This window comes from Chryseobacterium flavum (genome assembly GCF_003385595.1).
Taxonomy (GTDB): Bacteria; Bacteroidota; Bacteroidia; order Flavobacteriales; family Weeksellaceae; genus Chryseobacterium; species Chryseobacterium flavum.
On record NZ_QNUE01000006.1, the window covers coordinates 131,119 to 147,603 of the forward strand.

General features: G+C 35.7%; 13 protein-coding genes. 6 read left to right on the forward strand and 7 right to left on the reverse strand.

Annotation, left to right across the window (positions count from 1 at the left end; all coding sequences use genetic code 11):
- Position 1: 1 nt before the first annotated feature.
- The 6 genes from DRF59_RS09295 to DRF59_RS09320 form a co-directional block, all read right to left on the reverse strand.
- A complete protein-coding gene (locus DRF59_RS09295) occupies positions 2 to 1,513 on the reverse strand; it encodes a peptide MFS transporter (RefSeq protein ID WP_115958992.1) in 1,512 nt (503 codons plus the stop codon).
- 83 nt (positions 1,514 to 1,596) lie between these two features.
- Positions 1,597 to 1,998, reverse strand: a complete 402-nt coding sequence (locus tag DRF59_RS09300) for a DUF1016 N-terminal domain-containing protein (protein WP_241505514.1) — start codon at positions 1,996 to 1,998, stop codon at positions 1,597 to 1,599.
- 58 nt (positions 1,999 to 2,056) lie between these two features.
- Entirely contained in the window at positions 2,057 to 3,811 is a 1,755-nt protein-coding gene (locus DRF59_RS09305) for a peptide MFS transporter (protein ID WP_115958996.1), read from the reverse strand.
- 133 nt (positions 3,812 to 3,944) lie between these two features.
- Positions 3,945 to 5,594, reverse strand: coding sequence for a peptide MFS transporter (locus tag DRF59_RS09310; protein ID WP_115958998.1), 1,650 nt, complete (start codon positions 5,592 to 5,594; stop codon positions 3,945 to 3,947).
- A gap of 120 nt (positions 5,595 to 5,714) precedes the next feature.
- Positions 5,715 to 6,425, reverse strand: a complete 711-nt coding sequence (locus DRF59_RS09315; protein ID WP_115959000.1) for a hypothetical protein — start codon at positions 6,423 to 6,425, stop codon at positions 5,715 to 5,717.
- A gap of 8 nt (positions 6,426 to 6,433) precedes the next feature.
- Positions 6,434 to 8,563, reverse strand: coding sequence for a S9 family peptidase (locus DRF59_RS09320; protein WP_115959002.1), 2,130 nt, complete (start codon positions 8,561 to 8,563; stop codon positions 6,434 to 6,436).
- A 121-nt stretch (positions 8,564 to 8,684) separates the two neighbouring features.
- Here DRF59_RS09320 and DRF59_RS09325 point away from each other — a divergent pair, with 121 nt between their 5' ends.
- Both DRF59_RS09325 and DRF59_RS09330 read left to right on the forward strand, forming a co-directional pair.
- Positions 8,685 to 9,158 carry a hypothetical protein gene (locus DRF59_RS09325; RefSeq protein ID WP_115959004.1) on the forward strand — a complete coding sequence of 158 codons (474 nt, stop codon included), beginning with the start codon at positions 8,685 to 8,687 and terminating at the stop codon, positions 9,156 to 9,158.
- A gap of 10 nt (positions 9,159 to 9,168) precedes the next feature.
- Entirely contained in the window at positions 9,169 to 9,357 is a 189-nt protein-coding gene (locus DRF59_RS09330; protein ID WP_115959006.1) for a DUF6496 domain-containing protein, read from the forward strand.
- 56 nt (positions 9,358 to 9,413) lie between these two features.
- Here DRF59_RS09330 and glgP read toward each other — a convergent pair whose 3' ends face one another.
- Entirely contained in the window at positions 9,414 to 11,078 is a 1,665-nt protein-coding gene (glgP, locus tag DRF59_RS09335) for an alpha-glucan family phosphorylase (RefSeq protein WP_115959008.1), read from the reverse strand.
- 202 nt (positions 11,079 to 11,280) lie between these two features.
- Between glgP and DRF59_RS09340 the strand changes: the two genes are divergently transcribed.
- The 4 genes from DRF59_RS09340 (at position 11,281) to mtaB (ending at position 16,434) form a co-directional block, all read left to right on the forward strand.
- Positions 11,281 to 12,078 carry a hypothetical protein gene (locus tag DRF59_RS09340; protein ID WP_115959010.1) on the forward strand — a complete coding sequence of 266 codons (798 nt, stop codon included), beginning with the start codon at positions 11,281 to 11,283 and terminating at the stop codon, positions 12,076 to 12,078.
- A 156-nt stretch (positions 12,079 to 12,234) separates the two neighbouring features.
- Complete coding sequence (locus DRF59_RS09345; RefSeq protein ID WP_115959012.1) at positions 12,235 to 14,340, forward strand: T9SS type B sorting domain-containing protein; 2,106 nt, start codon at positions 12,235 to 12,237, stop codon at positions 14,338 to 14,340.
- A 90-nt stretch (positions 14,341 to 14,430) separates the two neighbouring features.
- Complete coding sequence (locus DRF59_RS09350) at positions 14,431 to 15,021, forward strand: DUF1572 family protein (RefSeq protein WP_115959014.1); 591 nt, start codon at positions 14,431 to 14,433, stop codon at positions 15,019 to 15,021.
- A 66-nt stretch (positions 15,022 to 15,087) separates the two neighbouring features.
- On the forward strand, positions 15,088 to 16,434 hold the full coding sequence (mtaB, locus tag DRF59_RS09355) for a tRNA (N(6)-L-threonylcarbamoyladenosine(37)-C(2))-methylthiotransferase MtaB (protein WP_115959016.1): 1,347 nt from the start codon (positions 15,088 to 15,090) through the stop codon (positions 16,432 to 16,434).
- Positions 16,435 to 16,485: the final 51 nt, after the last annotated feature.

Consider the following 16,485-nt stretch of genomic DNA (forward strand, 5'->3'; position numbering starts at 1 on the left):
TTTATTTTACATCCTGCATTAATTTTTTCACGTATGGAGATATCAAAATTAATACCACTCCGGCAATTACGGCATACAATCCCAATTGTTTATAACCATCAGTATAAGTGATCAAAGCATCATAGTTGCTGGAGCCCTCTTTTGACGTAGCAAGACTGGCCCCGATAATTCCTGCTACATACTGTCCATAGGCTGAAGCAAGGAACCACATTCCCATCATCATTCCCTGAAGATTCTTGGTAGAAAGCTTTGTCATGATGGATAATCCGATAGGAGAAAGACACAATTCCCCAAGAGTAATGATCAATAATGCCAGAGTGAAGAAGTTCAATGAAGTAATTCCCTGAAGATCTGCAAATAGTCTGGTTGCAAATAAGACGTAATATCCTAATCCCAGGAAAATAAATCCTAATCCGAATTTGATAATGGTGTTAGGCTCAATTTTTCTTTTATTCAGCCAGATCCAAAGCAGCCCTACAAGTGGCGCCAGGAAAATAATAAAGAAGGCCCCTCCTGAATTATTAACACCATTAGGATCCAGTCCGAAAAGGTCTTTGTTCAGGTTCTTAGCCGCAAAAATACTTAAAGAACCTCCGCTTTGTTCATAAATTCCCCAGAATATGATAGAGAAAATAATGAAAACCAAAGCTGCCCAAAGCTTTTTACGTTCAGAAGCGGTTACTTTGGACATTTCATAGAATAAATAGATTAGTGTTAATGGTCCGATTGTCCACATAAAATAATCTGTATACTCTGTTTTAGCAACCATTGTCATAATAATAGGTACAAAAACCAATGACAGAACATATACTCCGTATTCTTTCCATTTGGGAATAGGAGCTGTTTTTACTTCTGCTAAAGGATGTCCGGGCTGTAATCCGATAGTTCCTAATGTTCTTTGGGTAAATACAAAGTTAATTAAGCTTACTACCATTACGATTGAAGCCAGTCCAAAAGCAATATGCCATCTCATTTCTTCCGCAATAACATTACTTAAAAATTCTCCTTTACCAATGGCAATGCATAAATAACCACCCAGCAATGCTCCAAGGTTAATCCCTGCATAAAAAAGTGAAAAACCTGCATCAGCTCTTGAATCATTAGGTTTATAAAGCTGTCCCACCATTGAAGAGATATTAGGTTTGAAGAAACCTGTACCTACTACGGTGAATGCTATTCCGAGGAAAAAGAATTTATGGGGATCTGTAGCAAGGATTAAACTTCCCACGATCATCAGGAGACCTCCCCAGAACAGGGATTTTCTGAATCCTAAAATTTTATCGGCAAAAAGGCCTCCTACAAAGGTAAAGGCATATACGAATGCTTGTGTGGCACCATATTGAAGGTTGGCTTCTTTTTCATGGAAATTAAGCTGTGAGATCATGAAGAAGACCAGCATTCCACGCATTCCGTAGAAACAGAAGCGTTCCCACATTTCAGAGAAAAACAGGCTCCAGATCTGTCTGGGATATTTTCCTTTGAAATTTTGTATTTCATCTAAAGTTAAGCTCATAATGATATATGATTAAGTTCTAATTAGGGTTTTTATTTTCCTGATCCAGCTCAAAACGGATTCTGTCCTGGTCAATAATTTGTTTAATTCTTCTTCTTCTTTTGGGAGGTACAGCAGGTATTTGCTGGCAAATAAATTGTTTTTATCATTTTGAGTGGGAAAAATCTGTAATGGGACCCGCTCAATTGTTGAGACAATGTGTCAACAATTGGAAACGCTGTGTAAAACTTTCGCATATTAGACAAGTTCGTATAATCAAACCCTTTTCCAAATTCTAAGGTAAGCTTCTGAGAAAGTTTTCTCAGCGTATACTTTCCGTATTCGGCATGTTCTTTTCCCTGCTGTTCATCTTCAACAATAAGTTTTCCAATCTGCCAGTAGGTAAGCAGTAGAGTAGAGTTCGCTAGCCGAAAAACTTTTTCGCGCGACTGCCTAATGATTTCCTTTACGGATTGGAATAAAGAATCTTCGGAAATTTCCATCATACGAAAATAAAAAAAACCTCTGACTTGGCAGAGGTTTTATAATATTTTGTTGATACAATTAGTTTACGCCGTGCATCATTTTCTTTAAGATAGGTGAAATTAAACCCAGAATTACAGCAGCAATACCACAAAGTACTACGAATACCATAAAGAATTCAAATAAGTTGTGGATCTCAAAACCTACAAATGTAGGATTGTGAAGAGGTAATTGAGCTTTTTCAAATGCCGCAACCTGATCAGCAGTTAACGTTACTTTTTTATCTAAAACATCCTGAAGGTTTACCCCTATTTCCTGTGCTTTTTTAAATTTATCACCAGTTGCAGGGATAAGCGCTCCTAATGAACCAGCTAATGCATAACCTGCAGCGTTAGAAATGAAGAAAACACCATACAGTAAAGAAGCAAATCTTTTTGGAGCCAGTTTACCCACCAATGATAGTCCGATTGGAGAAAGGCAAAGCTCACCACAAGTCTGGATGAAATATAGTAACATTAACCATTTGATGGCTAATAAACCTGAATTTCCAAGATCTTTTACGTTATGTGCAATAATGAAATAAGATAGAGCGATCAATGCCAATCCCATAGCCTGTTTGAACGGAGATACCGGTTCTTTACCTTTTGCACGCAGTTTATCCCAGATTAAACTGAATGGAACTGCCAGGATAACAACAAAGATTCCGTTAAAGATCTGAACCATTGAAGGAGGCATATTCCAGCCAAAGATATTTCTGTCGGTCTGATTATCTGCAATAAATGTTAATGATGAACCTGCCTGCTCAAACGCAGCCCAGAAGAAAATAATAAAGAATGATACAATATAAATTACCCAGATTCTTTGCCTTTCAATTTTGTTTTCTGCAGAACTCATAATAAGGAAAGCCAATGAAATACCGGCAGCATAGATGAAAGGATAAATGATTCCTTTGATCAGCTGTCCCATTTCCACGGAATTAAATCCTAGCTCTCCTACCAGAAGATATCTGAAAACAAAGAATAAAGCTACAAATATAACTCCGGTAATACCCAGAGACTGACCTGAGAATTTTGCTGTCTGGGTTTCGCCTTCTTCGAAATCAGCACTTGTATTGTGTTTAGGTAAGCCACCAATAGGTCTTCCTTCCGGTGTTACTACATATTTGTTTTTAAGGATAAAGAATGTTACTGTTCCAATAACCATTGCAATAGAAGCTGCTAAGAATCCCCATTTGAAAGCAAAGATATCTCTTACTCCCGTTGCAGCATCTTTTACGTCTCCTACGTATGGACAGATGAACTGACCCAGAAATGCTCCGATGTTAATCCCCATGTAGAAAATGGTGAAAGCAGAATCTAGTTTGGATTTTTCCTGTTTTGGATAAAGGCTTCCTACCATTGAAGAAATATTCGGTTTGAAGAATCCATTACCAAAAATGATAACAAATAATGCCAGCCACATGATAAGCTTAGCACTACTAATATCTGCTGAGAAAGTAGAGGCGCTGATGAATAATAAGAACTGGCCGATAGCCATTAAAGATCCACCAATGATGATGGCATATCTGTTTCCGATATATTTATCAGCAATAAATCCTCCCAAAAGAGGTGTTAAATAACATAAAGCTAGAAATCCACCATAGATGATCGCTGCATCAGCTTCTTTTATCAATAAGGAATTTACCATAAAGAGCGTTAAAAGTGCTCTCATTCCATAAAAGTTGAAACGCTCCCACATTTCTGTTCCGAAAAGAACCCATAACCCTTTGGGATGTCTGGAATTCTTATTCTCTACAAATTCATCCGGTTTCGGATTTATTGCTTCAATATTATCCATTCTATTGTTAATTTTTGTTAAGACTGACAAATATAGTTTATTTTGGGTTTTTGGCAAGTTTTTAATTTTATTTTTAAATAAAAAAGCTGCGGAATCGTTTCGCAGCTTGATATTCTTTATAATAAAGAAGAGTTTAATGCCCTTTCTCTTTCATGATCTTGTTTAATCTTTTTAACATAGAAAGGCCTAAAAGTGTTGCAAATATTAACAATGCAAAATTAACAAGAAAATAATTTGTTTTGTTTTCATAGCTGTACCATGTACTGGCTAGAATTCCGGAAAGTTTATTCCCTACAGAGTTTGCCAGGAAAAATCCTCCCATCATTAAAGCCGTAATTCTCGCAGGAGAAAGCTTTGAAACAAAAGAAAGACCCATCGGGGAAAGGCATAGCTCGCCGATGGTAATAACTCCATAACTTGCTACCAGCCAAAGAGGAGAAACTTTTACAGCTCCGTTGTCTCCGTTCATTACTGCTAAAACCATCACAAGGCAGGAAAGTGCTGAAATAAACAGCCCCAAAACTATTTTGGTAGGGGTTAGCGGTTCTTTTCCCTTTCTTCTCAACATTGCCCAGAATCCAACAATAACCGGTGTCAGAGCAATAACCCAGAACGGGTTAATAGACTGGAATAATTCCGTATTATACAGATATACCTTTTGTGTTCCCTCTAAAGTCTTACGATCTAAATCGGAAATATTTTCGAAATAAACATCTTTACCTGTTCTTTTTAAAGGTGTTCCGTTTTCATCTTTTTGAGCCCTGAACTGATTGTCATAAACGGGCACTTCCTTATCTTCATAGCTTTTTGCTTCCACCATGTAAATTCCTTCCAATGGTTTTTCTAATGAAGCAGGAACACTTCTGTCTGTATAATAGTTTGCCCATCTTGTCAGTGCAGTTCCGTTCTGTTTGAAAACAGCCCAGAAGAACATGCTGATAAGAAACACGGATAGCAATGCACCAATGGAAGACTTTTCTTCCGGTTTGGCTTTGAAGTAAAGGGATGCATAAAAATAAATGACAGGAATACATGCAAAAATAAATGCATCTGTACTGTCACTGCCAAAGATATTATCAGGAATAAACCAGCCTATTGCTCCGGCAATGATAGCAGGAACAAATACTTTGATCAGGATCTCTGAAAGTTTAGTGTCACCTTCCTGTACAGGCTTCATCTGTGCTGCATGAATGTAATGTTTTCTTCCGATTGTAAAAATAACCATCCCGATCAGCATTCCCACTCCCGCTGTAATGAACGCTTCTCCCCAACCGAATTTATTCCGCATAAATGCTGCAATAATATTACAAATAAATGCTCCGATATTGATTCCCATATAGAAAATATTGTATCCGGAATCTTTGTTGGCCTTGTAAGGTTCTTCGGAATACAGATTTCCCAATAAAGTAGAAATGGTCGGTTTAAAGAATCCGTTTCCGATAATAATTAAAGCTAAAGAAGTATAAAACAGGGGTAATTCCTTGAAAACGCCCATTCCTATATAGCCTGCAGCCATTAAAAAACCTCCGAGATAAATAGACTTGATATATCCTAATACTCTGTCTGCCAGAAATCCTCCAATAAAGGGGGTAAGGTAAGTCAGTGCTATATAAGTTCCGAAAATGTCATCAGCTGTTTTGTCCGGCAATCCAAGTCCTCCTTTCATACCGGAAGGTTCAATAACATACAGAACAAAGATTCCAAGAATCAGATAGTACCCGAAACGCTCCCACATTTCTGTGAAAAAGAGGTAAGGAAGTCCTTTAGGATGTTTAGTCTTCATATAATCAATTTTCAAATTTCCCAAAAATAGGTTTTTAATTTTAATTGATAAAATAAATAATACCGCCGCAAATGATTAATGAAATAAATAAAAAATCCCCTCAATATAGAGGGGGTTCTTTTATTTAGACTTTTTTGGAGCCATTGGAGGAGGTGGAGAGGTCTTGATTTCTACCACATCTGTTCCTCTTTTTTCAGCTTTTACAATACCATTTACAAAATTTTCCATTTCATTTTTATTAGCTTCAAACTGATTGGCATAGGTATGAGTTGATACGCTACAGTAACCGCCGCTGGTAAGGTAGAGGTTTGCTATATATTCAAAGTCCAGCCCTTTGACATTGGCACTGTATTCAACATGAAGCACTTTAATTCCATTAACAGTTCTGTATTCAGACTTTTTTAATTTAAAATAATCTGAATTTCTTTGGATAATGGAAATCAGAATATCCTTCAAGTTTTTTAGGGTCTGAACCGGCATGATTTCACTGCCAAAGAATGCATACACCGTAGAGTTTGAAAGATTGTTGAATGCATATTCAACGAAGGTGCTGCTTTCAGGAGCTTTTACGATTTTCCATTTTTTAGGATTATAATAAAATCCTCCATCAACGTTTTTACTTTTTACAATGAAGGTAGACTCTTTTGTTTTTTCAAATAATTCATCATTGGTCGTAATTGTTTCGAGAGTTTTTTCGTCACTTTCGTTTACAAATTTCCATGTTTTATTCTCTAAAAGAACTACTTCTTTTCCATCCTCTGTTAATGCTTTTATCTGAGACCGGAGAGAAAAGGATAATAAAATACATGCCGATAAAATAATTTTTTTCATTGCGGATATTATAAATTATTCAGAATAAAATCCGTCATTTTCTGATACAATTGCGGTCTTGTCTGTCCACCGTAAATTCCGTGGTTTTTATCAGGGTAGGCCATGAAATCAAACTGTTTTTTATTTTGAATCAAAGCTTCAGAGAATTCCATAGAGTTTTGGAAATGAACGTTGTCATCAGCCGTTCCGTGGATTAATAAGAATTTTCCTTTTAAAAGATTGGCATATTCTGTAGGAGAGTTTTTATCATATCCGTCAGCATTTTCCTGAGGAGTTCTCATAAACCTTTCTGTATATACTGAGTCGTAATACCTCCAGTTGGTTACCGGAGCAACAGCTATTCCCATTTTGAATACATCAGCTCCTTTAGTCATGGCCAGACTTGTCATATAACCACCAAAACTCCATCCAAACATTCCGATTCTATTTTTGTCAATATAAGACTGATTTCCAAACCATTTTGCTGCAGTGATCTGATCTTCAATCTCATATTTTCCTAAGTTCATATAGGTTACTTTTTTATATTTAGCCCCTTTATAGCCAGTTCCACGCCCGTCTACACAAGCTACAATGTATCCTTTTTGTACAAGGTGATTGAACCACATTGCATTTCCGTTATCCCATGAGTTTGCAACCTGTTGAGACCCCGGCCCGGAATATTGGAACATGAACAATGGATACTTTTTATTCGGATCAAAGTTTTTAGGTTTCATGATCCATGCATTCATCTGGTCACCAACAGCGTTGGGAATAGTGATGAATTCTTTTTCAACAAAATTATCAGCTTTTAACTTTTGTAATTGATCATTGTTATTCTGCAGTTCTTTTACTGTTTTACCATTTCCGTCTTTCAGAACATAGGTATATGGTTTGGAAGCAGTAGAAGATGTTTCAATAAAATAATTATAATTCTTACTGAAATTAGCAGAATTGTTTCCTTCAGCATTCGAGATCAACTGAGACTTTCCGTTTTCAATATTTATTTTTGAAATAACTTTATTAATGCTGCCTTTTTCTGTGGTCTGAACATAAATTTCTTTAGATTTAGGATTGAATCCATAGTAATCAGTTACTTCCCAATTTCCCTTTGTGATCTGTTTTTTAAGTTTACCATCTTTATCATACCAGTATAAATGTCTGTTCCCATCTCTTTCGGAAGCCCAGAAGAAAGAATCGTCCTCAAGGAATTCCAAAGTGGGACTGTCTGTATCAATCCACTTTTCATCAGTTTCAGTAAATAGCTTCTGAACAGCTCCTGTTTTAGTGTTTACCTTTAAAATATCTGAAGCATTTTGAATTCTTTCAGAGGTTATTAAGACAATCTCATCTGCTTTTGCCGTCCTGAAAACATTCGGAATATAATAGTTTTTGAATGCACTCAGGTTAAGTGGTATTGTTTTTCCACTGTCCAGGCGATATAACTGTGCTGAAACTACAGAATTCTTTTCTCCGGCTTTAGGATATTTATAACGCATTTCTGCAGGATAAAGGTTTTTTCCATAGATTGGAATGTAAATCTCAGGAACCTGGCTTTCATCCGATTTAACAAATACAATGGCGTCAGAATTTTTTGTCCATTCATATTGTCTTGCATGCCCGAATTCTTCTTCATACACCCAGTCTGCTAATCCATTGATAATAGAATTTTTCTTTCCATCAGTGGTAATTTGTGTAATTTTTCCTGAGGTCAGATCCTGATAAAATAAATTGTTATCAGAAATGAAAGCTACCTTTGCGGCATCAGGTGAAAATCTTGGTTCCTGAACAGGCTTTCCGTTGTTCAGACTGGTTATCTTTCCGGATTTTAAATCCTTCACTTCAAATTTTCCAAGAAAAGAATGTCTATAGATAGGCTGGCTCTCTTTTTGTAAAAGAATTTTAGATTCATCATCTGAAAATTCATAGCTTTCAAATTGTCCGTCTACAATATTTCCTTCTTTCTGTGAAGTTTTGTATGAATATTTAGCAATTCCTGCGGGTTCAATAACCAGATAGTTTTCGCCGTTTTTCATGGAAGTAATCCCGGCGATGCCTTTGCCACGGTAATAGCCTGAATATATTTTATCTAAAGTAATTTCCTGTGCTGATACATTTTGAAATGCAGCGGCAATAGTAAGGGTTAAAAAGAGTTTTTTCATTTCTAGTATTAATGGAATTCAAAGATAATAATTTTATTAAAATGTGTAAAAAAGCTTTTTAAATGAGGCTTTTGGCAAAAAAATTGAATATAATTAACCATAATCAAATCAAATAATAATTATGGAAACTAATGCATACAATCAGAAACTGAACTGTTATAAATTGAATGACCGAATTATTTATACTGGTTTTTCAAGCTTTAAAGATGCTGAAGAATGTGCCCATAAAAAAGGCGGAACTTTAGTGGAAGTAGGGTTTAAAGATGGAAATGATAACCCCGAAATTACGGATGAGGCAGGTTTGATAGAAAAAAAGCTTCATTATTACGTGTATGCAGGTGATGAATATAAATTTATCCATTCATCTGATCCGGGATTCAGGAAATATGCAGATGAATTGCAAAAAATAAAAGCTAAAATGCGTCAGGATGCTCCTGATGAAAGATATTTAGCCAATTTTGAGATTGAAAATGCAGAAGATCCGATTATTGTGATTAAAAATGATCATTTTGAGTCGGTTACTTCAAGAGAACGTTCAAAGTATTTGAAACACGCCAGAGTTTACGAATTAGGGGTATCCCTGCCCAAAACTTAAAAAAATTATCATGAGCAAAACGAAATATTCAGAAAAAGCTCAGGACAAAGTAGGAAAGGTAATGCACGAATTTAAGGAGGGAAAACTGAAATCTTCTTCCGGTAAAAAAGTGACAAGCAGAAAACAAGCCGTAGCAATCGGGATTTCTGAAGCAAGAGAGAAAGGCATGAAAGTGCCTGCAAAAAAGAAAAGTAAATAAACTAAAAAAACAGCCGAATTTTCCGGCCGTTTTTTTATATTTCAGCTTTACCTTCGTTATTCAGCTTCATTATAAAGCACTTTATAATATTCATCTGCCATTCTATCACTATTGAACTGATGTTTAACATCATTCATGGCATTGTGCTGAATCTTTCTCCATTGGTCCGGATGATCATAATACGTCGGAATAATTTCATTTTCAAGGATTTCATATAGTTTATTTAAATCATAATTATCCTGCTCGTAGATACTCATATTCAGGTAATCTGCTTTTGGAACAACAAATGCGTTCTCTCCATGTTTTGCAAATTCAGGAATCCATCCGTCATCGGTAGATAAGTTTACGGAGCCATTCATTGCAGCTGTCATTCCGGATGTCCCGGATGCTTCCCGCGGAACTCTCGGATTATTCAGCCATAGGTCCGATCCTTGTTTCAGAGATTTACTTAAAGAAAGTTCATATCCTGTAAGTACTGCCATATTTTTATGATTCTTACTTTCTTCAACCAGTGTGTTGAAAGTAGAAATAGCTGAATAATCCATAGGGTAGGGTTTACCTGCCCAAATGATCTGAACCGGATATTCTGGATTATTAAGGAGTCTGTAAAACCTGTCTTTGTCATGAAGGAGAAGCTCAGCCCGTTTGTAACCTGCAAATCTTCTGGCCCATACGATTGTGAAAATATTCGGGTTAAATAAATTTCCTGTCTGGTCAGCTACAATGCTGAATAAATTCTTCTTTAATTGTTTTTTTCTGTAGTCAAAAACAGTTGCATCATTTTCATCTTTAGCATTGTAAAGAGGTTTATCTGCCCAATATTTGAACTCCTGCGCATTTGTAACCGAAGTGATTTCACAGATTCCTGGGTATTTATTCCACATAGTCCTGGAAACAACACCATGTAGCTGAGAAACTCCATTGGCTATTCTTGCCATTTTTAATGCACAAAGGGAATGATTGAATCGGTCATCATCGGATCCTTCTATACTTTTTATTTCTTCCATACTGTAACCGGAGAAATAAGACATATCATAACATAGTTTTAAATTATGCTTTTCATTACCTGCTTCCTCGGGAGTATGGGTTGTAAATACGAGTTTTTCTTTGACTTTATTCAGATCTCCATTAAATTTTTTCAGCAGATAAAATGCTGCCGGTAATCCGTGGGCTTCATTCAGATGATAAACTTCCCTTTCAATATTCATTTCATCCAGTAACTTAGCTCCGCCTTTGCCTAATAAAATGTATTGAGCAAGTTTCGTTGATTCATTGGCATCATATAATTTGTGGCAGATGGTTTTGGAAACATGATCATTTTCCGGAACATCTGTGGAAAGGAAGAACATAGGTGCGGTATTAAAAATTTCAGGATCAAGGTACCATACTTTTACCCATACCGGGGCACTATGAATTTCAATCTGAAATTTTATTCCGGTGTCCTCAAGAAAACTGTATAATTTTCTGGTCCATACAGGTTGTAGGGTCTGATCGTGATTTCTTGCCTGGTCATAATAACCGAACTTCCAGAGAATGCCAATTCCAATAAGATCCTGCTTCAGATTGTAAGCACTCCTCATATGAGATCCTGCCAGGAAGCCAAGCCCTCCGGAATATATTTTTAACACCTGTTCAATGGCAAATTCCATTGAAAAATAGGCTGTTTTTTTTGAATATTGGGGATTGATGTTATAAGGTATTTTAAAATTCCTAAAATCCATATATGCTGGTTTGTGTTAGAGCAGACAAAGGTATTAATTATGAAAATAAACTTTACATTAATTATTTGATAAATTAATTTAAAAAGTAAATATTGAATTGTTTTTTTGTTTATCTTTAAGAGTGTAAATTTTTGATTTTCAAAAACTTTTAACGATGAAAGCCAATGGCTGCATGTGTTTTAATTTCATAAAAAAATCGCACATGAAAAAGACATTCTCTGATGAAGATTTAATTAAGAATCTGAGTTTATATTATCTGAACAGGCATTTGAAGAAGAAGCCTATAGAAAAATATCATCGTACAATAGATGAATCTCCGCTTCATGATCGTGAAAAATATAGAAAGAAATCCGAAATTTTACTTTTAAACTCTTTTATGCACCATTTTCCAGAGGTGAAATTTGAAAACCTTACCTGCGAGAGTCCTGACTTTATCGCAAAATTAAATGACAAAAAAATAGGAATAGAGCTGACAGAGGTAATCAATCATCTGGAAATGAAAAAAATGGAAAGCACTTTGAATAAAATGTTCCGCCAAGCAGAAATATTATTAGAACAGGAAGACACTACGAAATATCGTGGTGTTTATTTTTTAGAGTTTCATCCTGATATAAAGTTTAATAATCTTGAACAACAGGAGGAAAATATTATCAATATTTACAAAAGCATTAAAAAAGGCAAAGCTGTAGGATGTGTGAAAAAGATCCGGAAATCTTTCCATCGAAGAAATGTTTTCATTACCCATGAGTACAGTATGAATCTTTTTGATGAACTCTGTTCTGAAAAGATTCTGGAACTTATTGAGAAAAAAAATGAAAAATTCCCTTATTATGATACTTCTGTGGATGAATGTTGGCTGGTGATTGTTTCCGATATGAATTCTATTGCTTCAAGATATACTTTTATTCAAGATAAGGAACATTTAAAAGAAGTAAAAAGTCCTTTTCATAAAATATTTCATCTTGAAAATCTTTGCGGAAATATTACAAGTATAAAATAATCGGTTTTCAATATGGAATTATATAAGGATTGATTGTTTTGTTTTTGAATAGTTTAAAATTTTCATGAAATCATTGATTGTAATTAAATTATAGGTATATTTGGTGTAATTATTATCATTCTGATTTAAACTAATTTAACCATAAAACATATATCTATGAGGAGACTTTTACTGTTTATTCTTTTTTGTGTTTATCAGACTTTTTATTCTCAGGCGGATTGTGCTACAGCATTGGCTGTCTGTGGAAATTCAGATATAACCTATAGTCCTACAGGATATGGTAATATCAAGGAACTTGTGAATTCGGGCACCTGCTTGGACGCAAGCGGAGAGCATAATTCGATTTGGTATAAAATTACAATTGCTACAGGAGGAACCCTGACTTTTGATCTTGTTCCCAATAATCCGGACGCTGATTATGACTGGGCTATTTATGGGCCTAATGTTACCTGTGGGAATTTAGGCGCTCCCATACGCTGTAATGCTGCAACAGTTATCGGAGTAGGACCATCAACAGGATTGAATATGACCAGTACTCTTTTAAGTGCTGTAGGTGGATCTACAACACCTTACTGCAAATATCTTGATGTTTTGCCTGGCCAGACTTATTACCTGTTCATTGATAACTGGGTAAGCAGTACGAGTTCTACAACGGCACCTTTTTCTTTAACCTGGGGAGGAACAGCAACACTAGCTTCACCATTTACAGATCCTAATATTCAGATTTATCCATTTAACCCACCGGGAGTAGCTCCTGTAAATCCGGCAGATCCAAGAGAAGTCATTATATGCTCAAGCAGTGAGTTGTTTGACTTTTCTACGTTGTCTCCTGGAATTCTTAATGGGAATCAGAATTTCAGTGTAAGCTACCATACAAGTCAGAATGAGGCATTGACAGGCGCTAATCCTATTACTGTTCCACAGATTGTTAATACAACTACTGTTTTCTATTATAGTATCAGTTATACAGATGCAACAAATCCGGATAACCCGCTTAATAAATGTAAACAGATAGGAAAGTTTAAGTTTAAAGATGGATCTATTACTGTTAAAAATGCTACTTTAACAGCCTGTAACAATAATAATGCGGGAACAGCTCTATTTGATCTTACATCGGCAGATGTTATTTCCAATCCTAATGTGATCAAGAAATATTATCATTCTATGGCCGACCTCACTACAGGCACTAATGAAATTACGACTCCGGCAGCATTTGCATCAGCAGAAGGAGTCATTTATGTAAAAGTAATATCCGAATTCGGCTGTAGTGCTATTGCACAGATTACTTTAAAATTCTATCCTGTGATTGTAGTGAATGATGCTACAATAAGATCTTGTTTTATTGAAGAAAATCCCTCTACAGCATCCTTTAATCTTACTACAGCAAGTATAACCAGCCAAACCGGAGTGTTGAAGAAATATTATCCTTCAATAACCGATGCTGTTAATCAGACCAATGAAATTCTAAATGAAACAACTTATATTGCTCCTAGTGGAACCGTATATGTAAGGGTTTATAATAGTCAGGGATGTTATATTGTGGCAAAAATTATTTTGGTTGTTATTCCCCCTGTATATTCCGCTATTCTTAAAGATAAAACCATTTGTGCTGAAGATACCACAACTTTAGATGCAGGACCAGGATTTAAAAGTTATGAATGGAATACAGGAGCCACTACTCAGAGTATTAATAATGTGGGAATAGGAACATATTGGGTGAAACTAAAAACAGGAGATTGCACCGTTATGCAGAAAGTTACGGTATATCCGTCTGATCAGCCTGTTGTTTCAGGAATTGATATTGCCAATAATACTGTTACGATATCAGTGATGGGAGGAAATCCGGCCTATAGATATTCCATGGATAATATCCACTGGCAGGATTCTAATGTGTTTACCAATATTTCAAGAGGGGATCATAAAGTGTTTGTTAAGGATTCTTATGATTGTGATCCTGTAGAGATCGGAATTGTTGTTCCAAATCTTGTTAATGTGATTACTCCGAACGATGATGGTATGAACGATGTTATAGATTATTCTGCATTGGCAGGTAAGCAAAATCTGGTTATGGATATTTTTGACCGGTATGGAAACAGAGTGTATCGTGCAGATAGATCTAACGGCTACAAATGGGATGGTACCGAAGGAGGAAAAAGAGTGTCTACAGGTACTTACTGGTATTCTGTGACCTGGAAAGAAAATGATAAAAAGAATACGCCGGTTACATTCTCAGGATGGGTACTTGTCAAAAACAGAGAATAACGGCAATAAATATATTACATAGATAAAACCACTTCAGCTGAGGTGGTTTTATCTTTAAAAAAGGTTACATTAGTCAATAAAATTAAAGAAATGAAAGAGTTGTTTATTAAACGTTTTGAATATTACAAATCTTTAGGTGACAGGGTTTTTGAACAGTTATCCGGTGAGCAGGTTTTCTGGCAATATAATGATGAAAGTAATTCTATTGCTGTTATTGTAAAGCATATTGCCGGGAATATGCTTTCAAGATGGACCCGTTTTTTAACGGAGGATGGAGAAAAGTCGTGGCGTCACCGTGATGAAGAGTTTGTTAATACTTTTACAACAAAAGAGGAGGTAAAAGATTACTGGGAAAAAGGATGGAAGTGTCTTTTTGATGCCCTGAACCAAATTAATGATGACAATATCTATTCTACAATTTATATTCGTGGCGAAGCCCATACCGTTATTGATGCTGTTCTCAGACAGCTTGCTCACTATCCTTATCATATAGGGCAAATTGTATATATTGCTAAGATGATTAAGAATAATGAATGGCAAACGCTTTCTATAGCCAGAAATAAATCACAGGAATTTAACAGAGAAATGAAAAATAAATTTCATGACAATGAACCATCTTCCAATTCTTCACCTGTTTGTTTTCAGAGCAGCCCTGAAGTAAGGGATGAATACAAGCAATAGATTGAATCAATCTTTATTTCTTATTAAAATTACTATCTTTGCACCCATAAAATTCAGGAGTAACAAATGTCTACTTTTCACAGAACTGCCGCGTTTCATACACTTGGCTGCAAATTAAACTTTGCAGAAACATCTACTATTGCCCGTCAATTAACAGATGCAGGATATGATAAGGTAAGTTTTGATGATAAGGCTGATGTATATGTAATCAATACATGCTCAGTGACAGAAAATGCTGACCGTGAATGTAAGCTTCATGTAAAAAGAGCAATGAAAGCCAATCCGGAAGGGCTTGTGGTGATTGTAGGATGCTATGCACAGCTGAAACCTGAAGAGATTTCACAGATTGAAGGAGTAGATCTGGTTTTAGGGGCTAAAGAAAAATTTAATATTCTAAGCTATCTTGATGACCTGGAAAAATCAGACAATGAAGGAATTGTTCACTCATGTGAGATCGAAGAAACAGATTTCTTTATCGGAAGTTATTCAATTGGTGACAGAACAAGAGCATTCCTGAAAGTTCAGGATGGGTGTGATTACAAATGTACTTATTGTACGATTCCATTGGCAAGAGGGATTTCACGTTCAGATACTATTGAAAATGTTCTGAAAAATGCTACGGAAATTGCAGCAAAAGATATCAAAGAAATTGTTCTTACTGGTGTAAATATTGGTGACTACGGTAAGGGAGAATTTGGAAATAAAAGACATGAACATACGTTCCTGGATCTTATTTCTGAGCTGGATAAAGTAGAAGGAATAGAACGGATCCGTATATCCTCTATTGAACCCAATCTTTTGAAAGATGAAAGTATCGAACTGGTTTCTAAAAGCAGAAGCTTTGTTCCGCATTTTCATATTCCACTACAGTCAGGATGTGATGATTTATTGAAAAAAATGAAACGCCGTTATCTGACAAAGCTGTACCATGACAGAGTATATAAGATCCGTGAGGTAATGCCGGATGCTGCTATTGGTGTGGATGTTATTGTAGGATTCCCGGGGGAAACAGAAGAGCGGTTTATGGAAACGTATAATTTCCTTAATGAACTGCCCATTACTTATCTCCATGTATTTACTTATTCCGAAAGGGAAAATACAGAAGCTGCAGCAATGGAGGAGATAGTTCCTGTATCTGAAAGAAAAAAACGAAATAAGATGCTTCGTATTCTTTCTGAAAAGAAAAAAATGGCATTTTATCAGACTCAGCTTGGAAAAACGCTTCCTGTTCTCTGGGAGCATGAAAATAAAGATGGAAAGATGTTCGGCTTCACAGAAAATTATGTGAGAGTCCAGAAAGACTTTGACCAGGCATCAGTTAATAAAATCGAATTTCTGAATTTAGAAAAAATACTGTCAGATGGCACGGTTTCAGTGCAATCTTCTTACCAAAATTTTTTAGCAAAAGCGTAGGCTCTTTGTAAAATTTCTACTAAATTTATTTTTAACTTTAAATACTACATT

Excerpts from the sequence above, each read along its gene's own strand:
- DRF59_RS09350 (WP_115959014.1), top strand. The coding sequence starts at position 14,431 with ATGAAAGAGTTGTTTATTAAACGTTTTGAATATTACAAATCTTTAGGT.
- mtaB (WP_115959016.1), top strand. The coding sequence starts at position 15,088 with ATGTCTACTTTTCACAGAACTGCCGCGTTTCATACACTTGGCTGCAAA.
- DRF59_RS09295 (WP_115958992.1), bottom strand. The coding sequence starts at position 1,513 with ATGAGCTTAACTTTAGATGAAATACAAAATTTCAAAGGAAAATATCCC.
- DRF59_RS09305 (WP_115958996.1), bottom strand. The coding sequence starts at position 3,811 with ATGGATAATATTGAAGCAATAAATCCGAAACCGGATGAATTTGTAGAG.
- DRF59_RS09310 (WP_115958998.1), bottom strand. The coding sequence starts at position 5,594 with ATGAAGACTAAACATCCTAAAGGACTTCCTTACCTCTTTTTCACAGAA.
- DRF59_RS09330 (WP_115959006.1), top strand. The coding sequence starts at position 9,169 with ATGAGCAAAACGAAATATTCAGAAAAAGCTCAGGACAAAGTAGGAAAG.
- DRF59_RS09340 (WP_115959010.1), top strand. The coding sequence starts at position 11,281 with ATGAAAAAGACATTCTCTGATGAAGATTTAATTAAGAATCTGAGTTTA.
- DRF59_RS09345 (WP_115959012.1), top strand. The coding sequence starts at position 12,235 with ATGAGGAGACTTTTACTGTTTATTCTTTTTTGTGTTTATCAGACTTTT.
- DRF59_RS09300 (WP_241505514.1), bottom strand. The coding sequence starts at position 1,998 with ATGATGGAAATTTCCGAAGATTCTTTATTCCAATCCGTAAAGGAAATC.
- DRF59_RS09315 (WP_115959000.1), bottom strand. The coding sequence starts at position 6,425 with ATGAAAAAAATTATTTTATCGGCATGTATTTTATTATCCTTTTCTCTC.
- DRF59_RS09325 (WP_115959004.1), top strand. The coding sequence starts at position 8,685 with ATGGAAACTAATGCATACAATCAGAAACTGAACTGTTATAAATTGAAT.
- DRF59_RS09320 (WP_115959002.1), bottom strand. The coding sequence starts at position 8,563 with ATGAAAAAACTCTTTTTAACCCTTACTATTGCCGCTGCATTTCAAAAT.
- glgP (WP_115959008.1), bottom strand. The coding sequence starts at position 11,078 with ATGGATTTTAGGAATTTTAAAATACCTTATAACATCAATCCCCAATAT.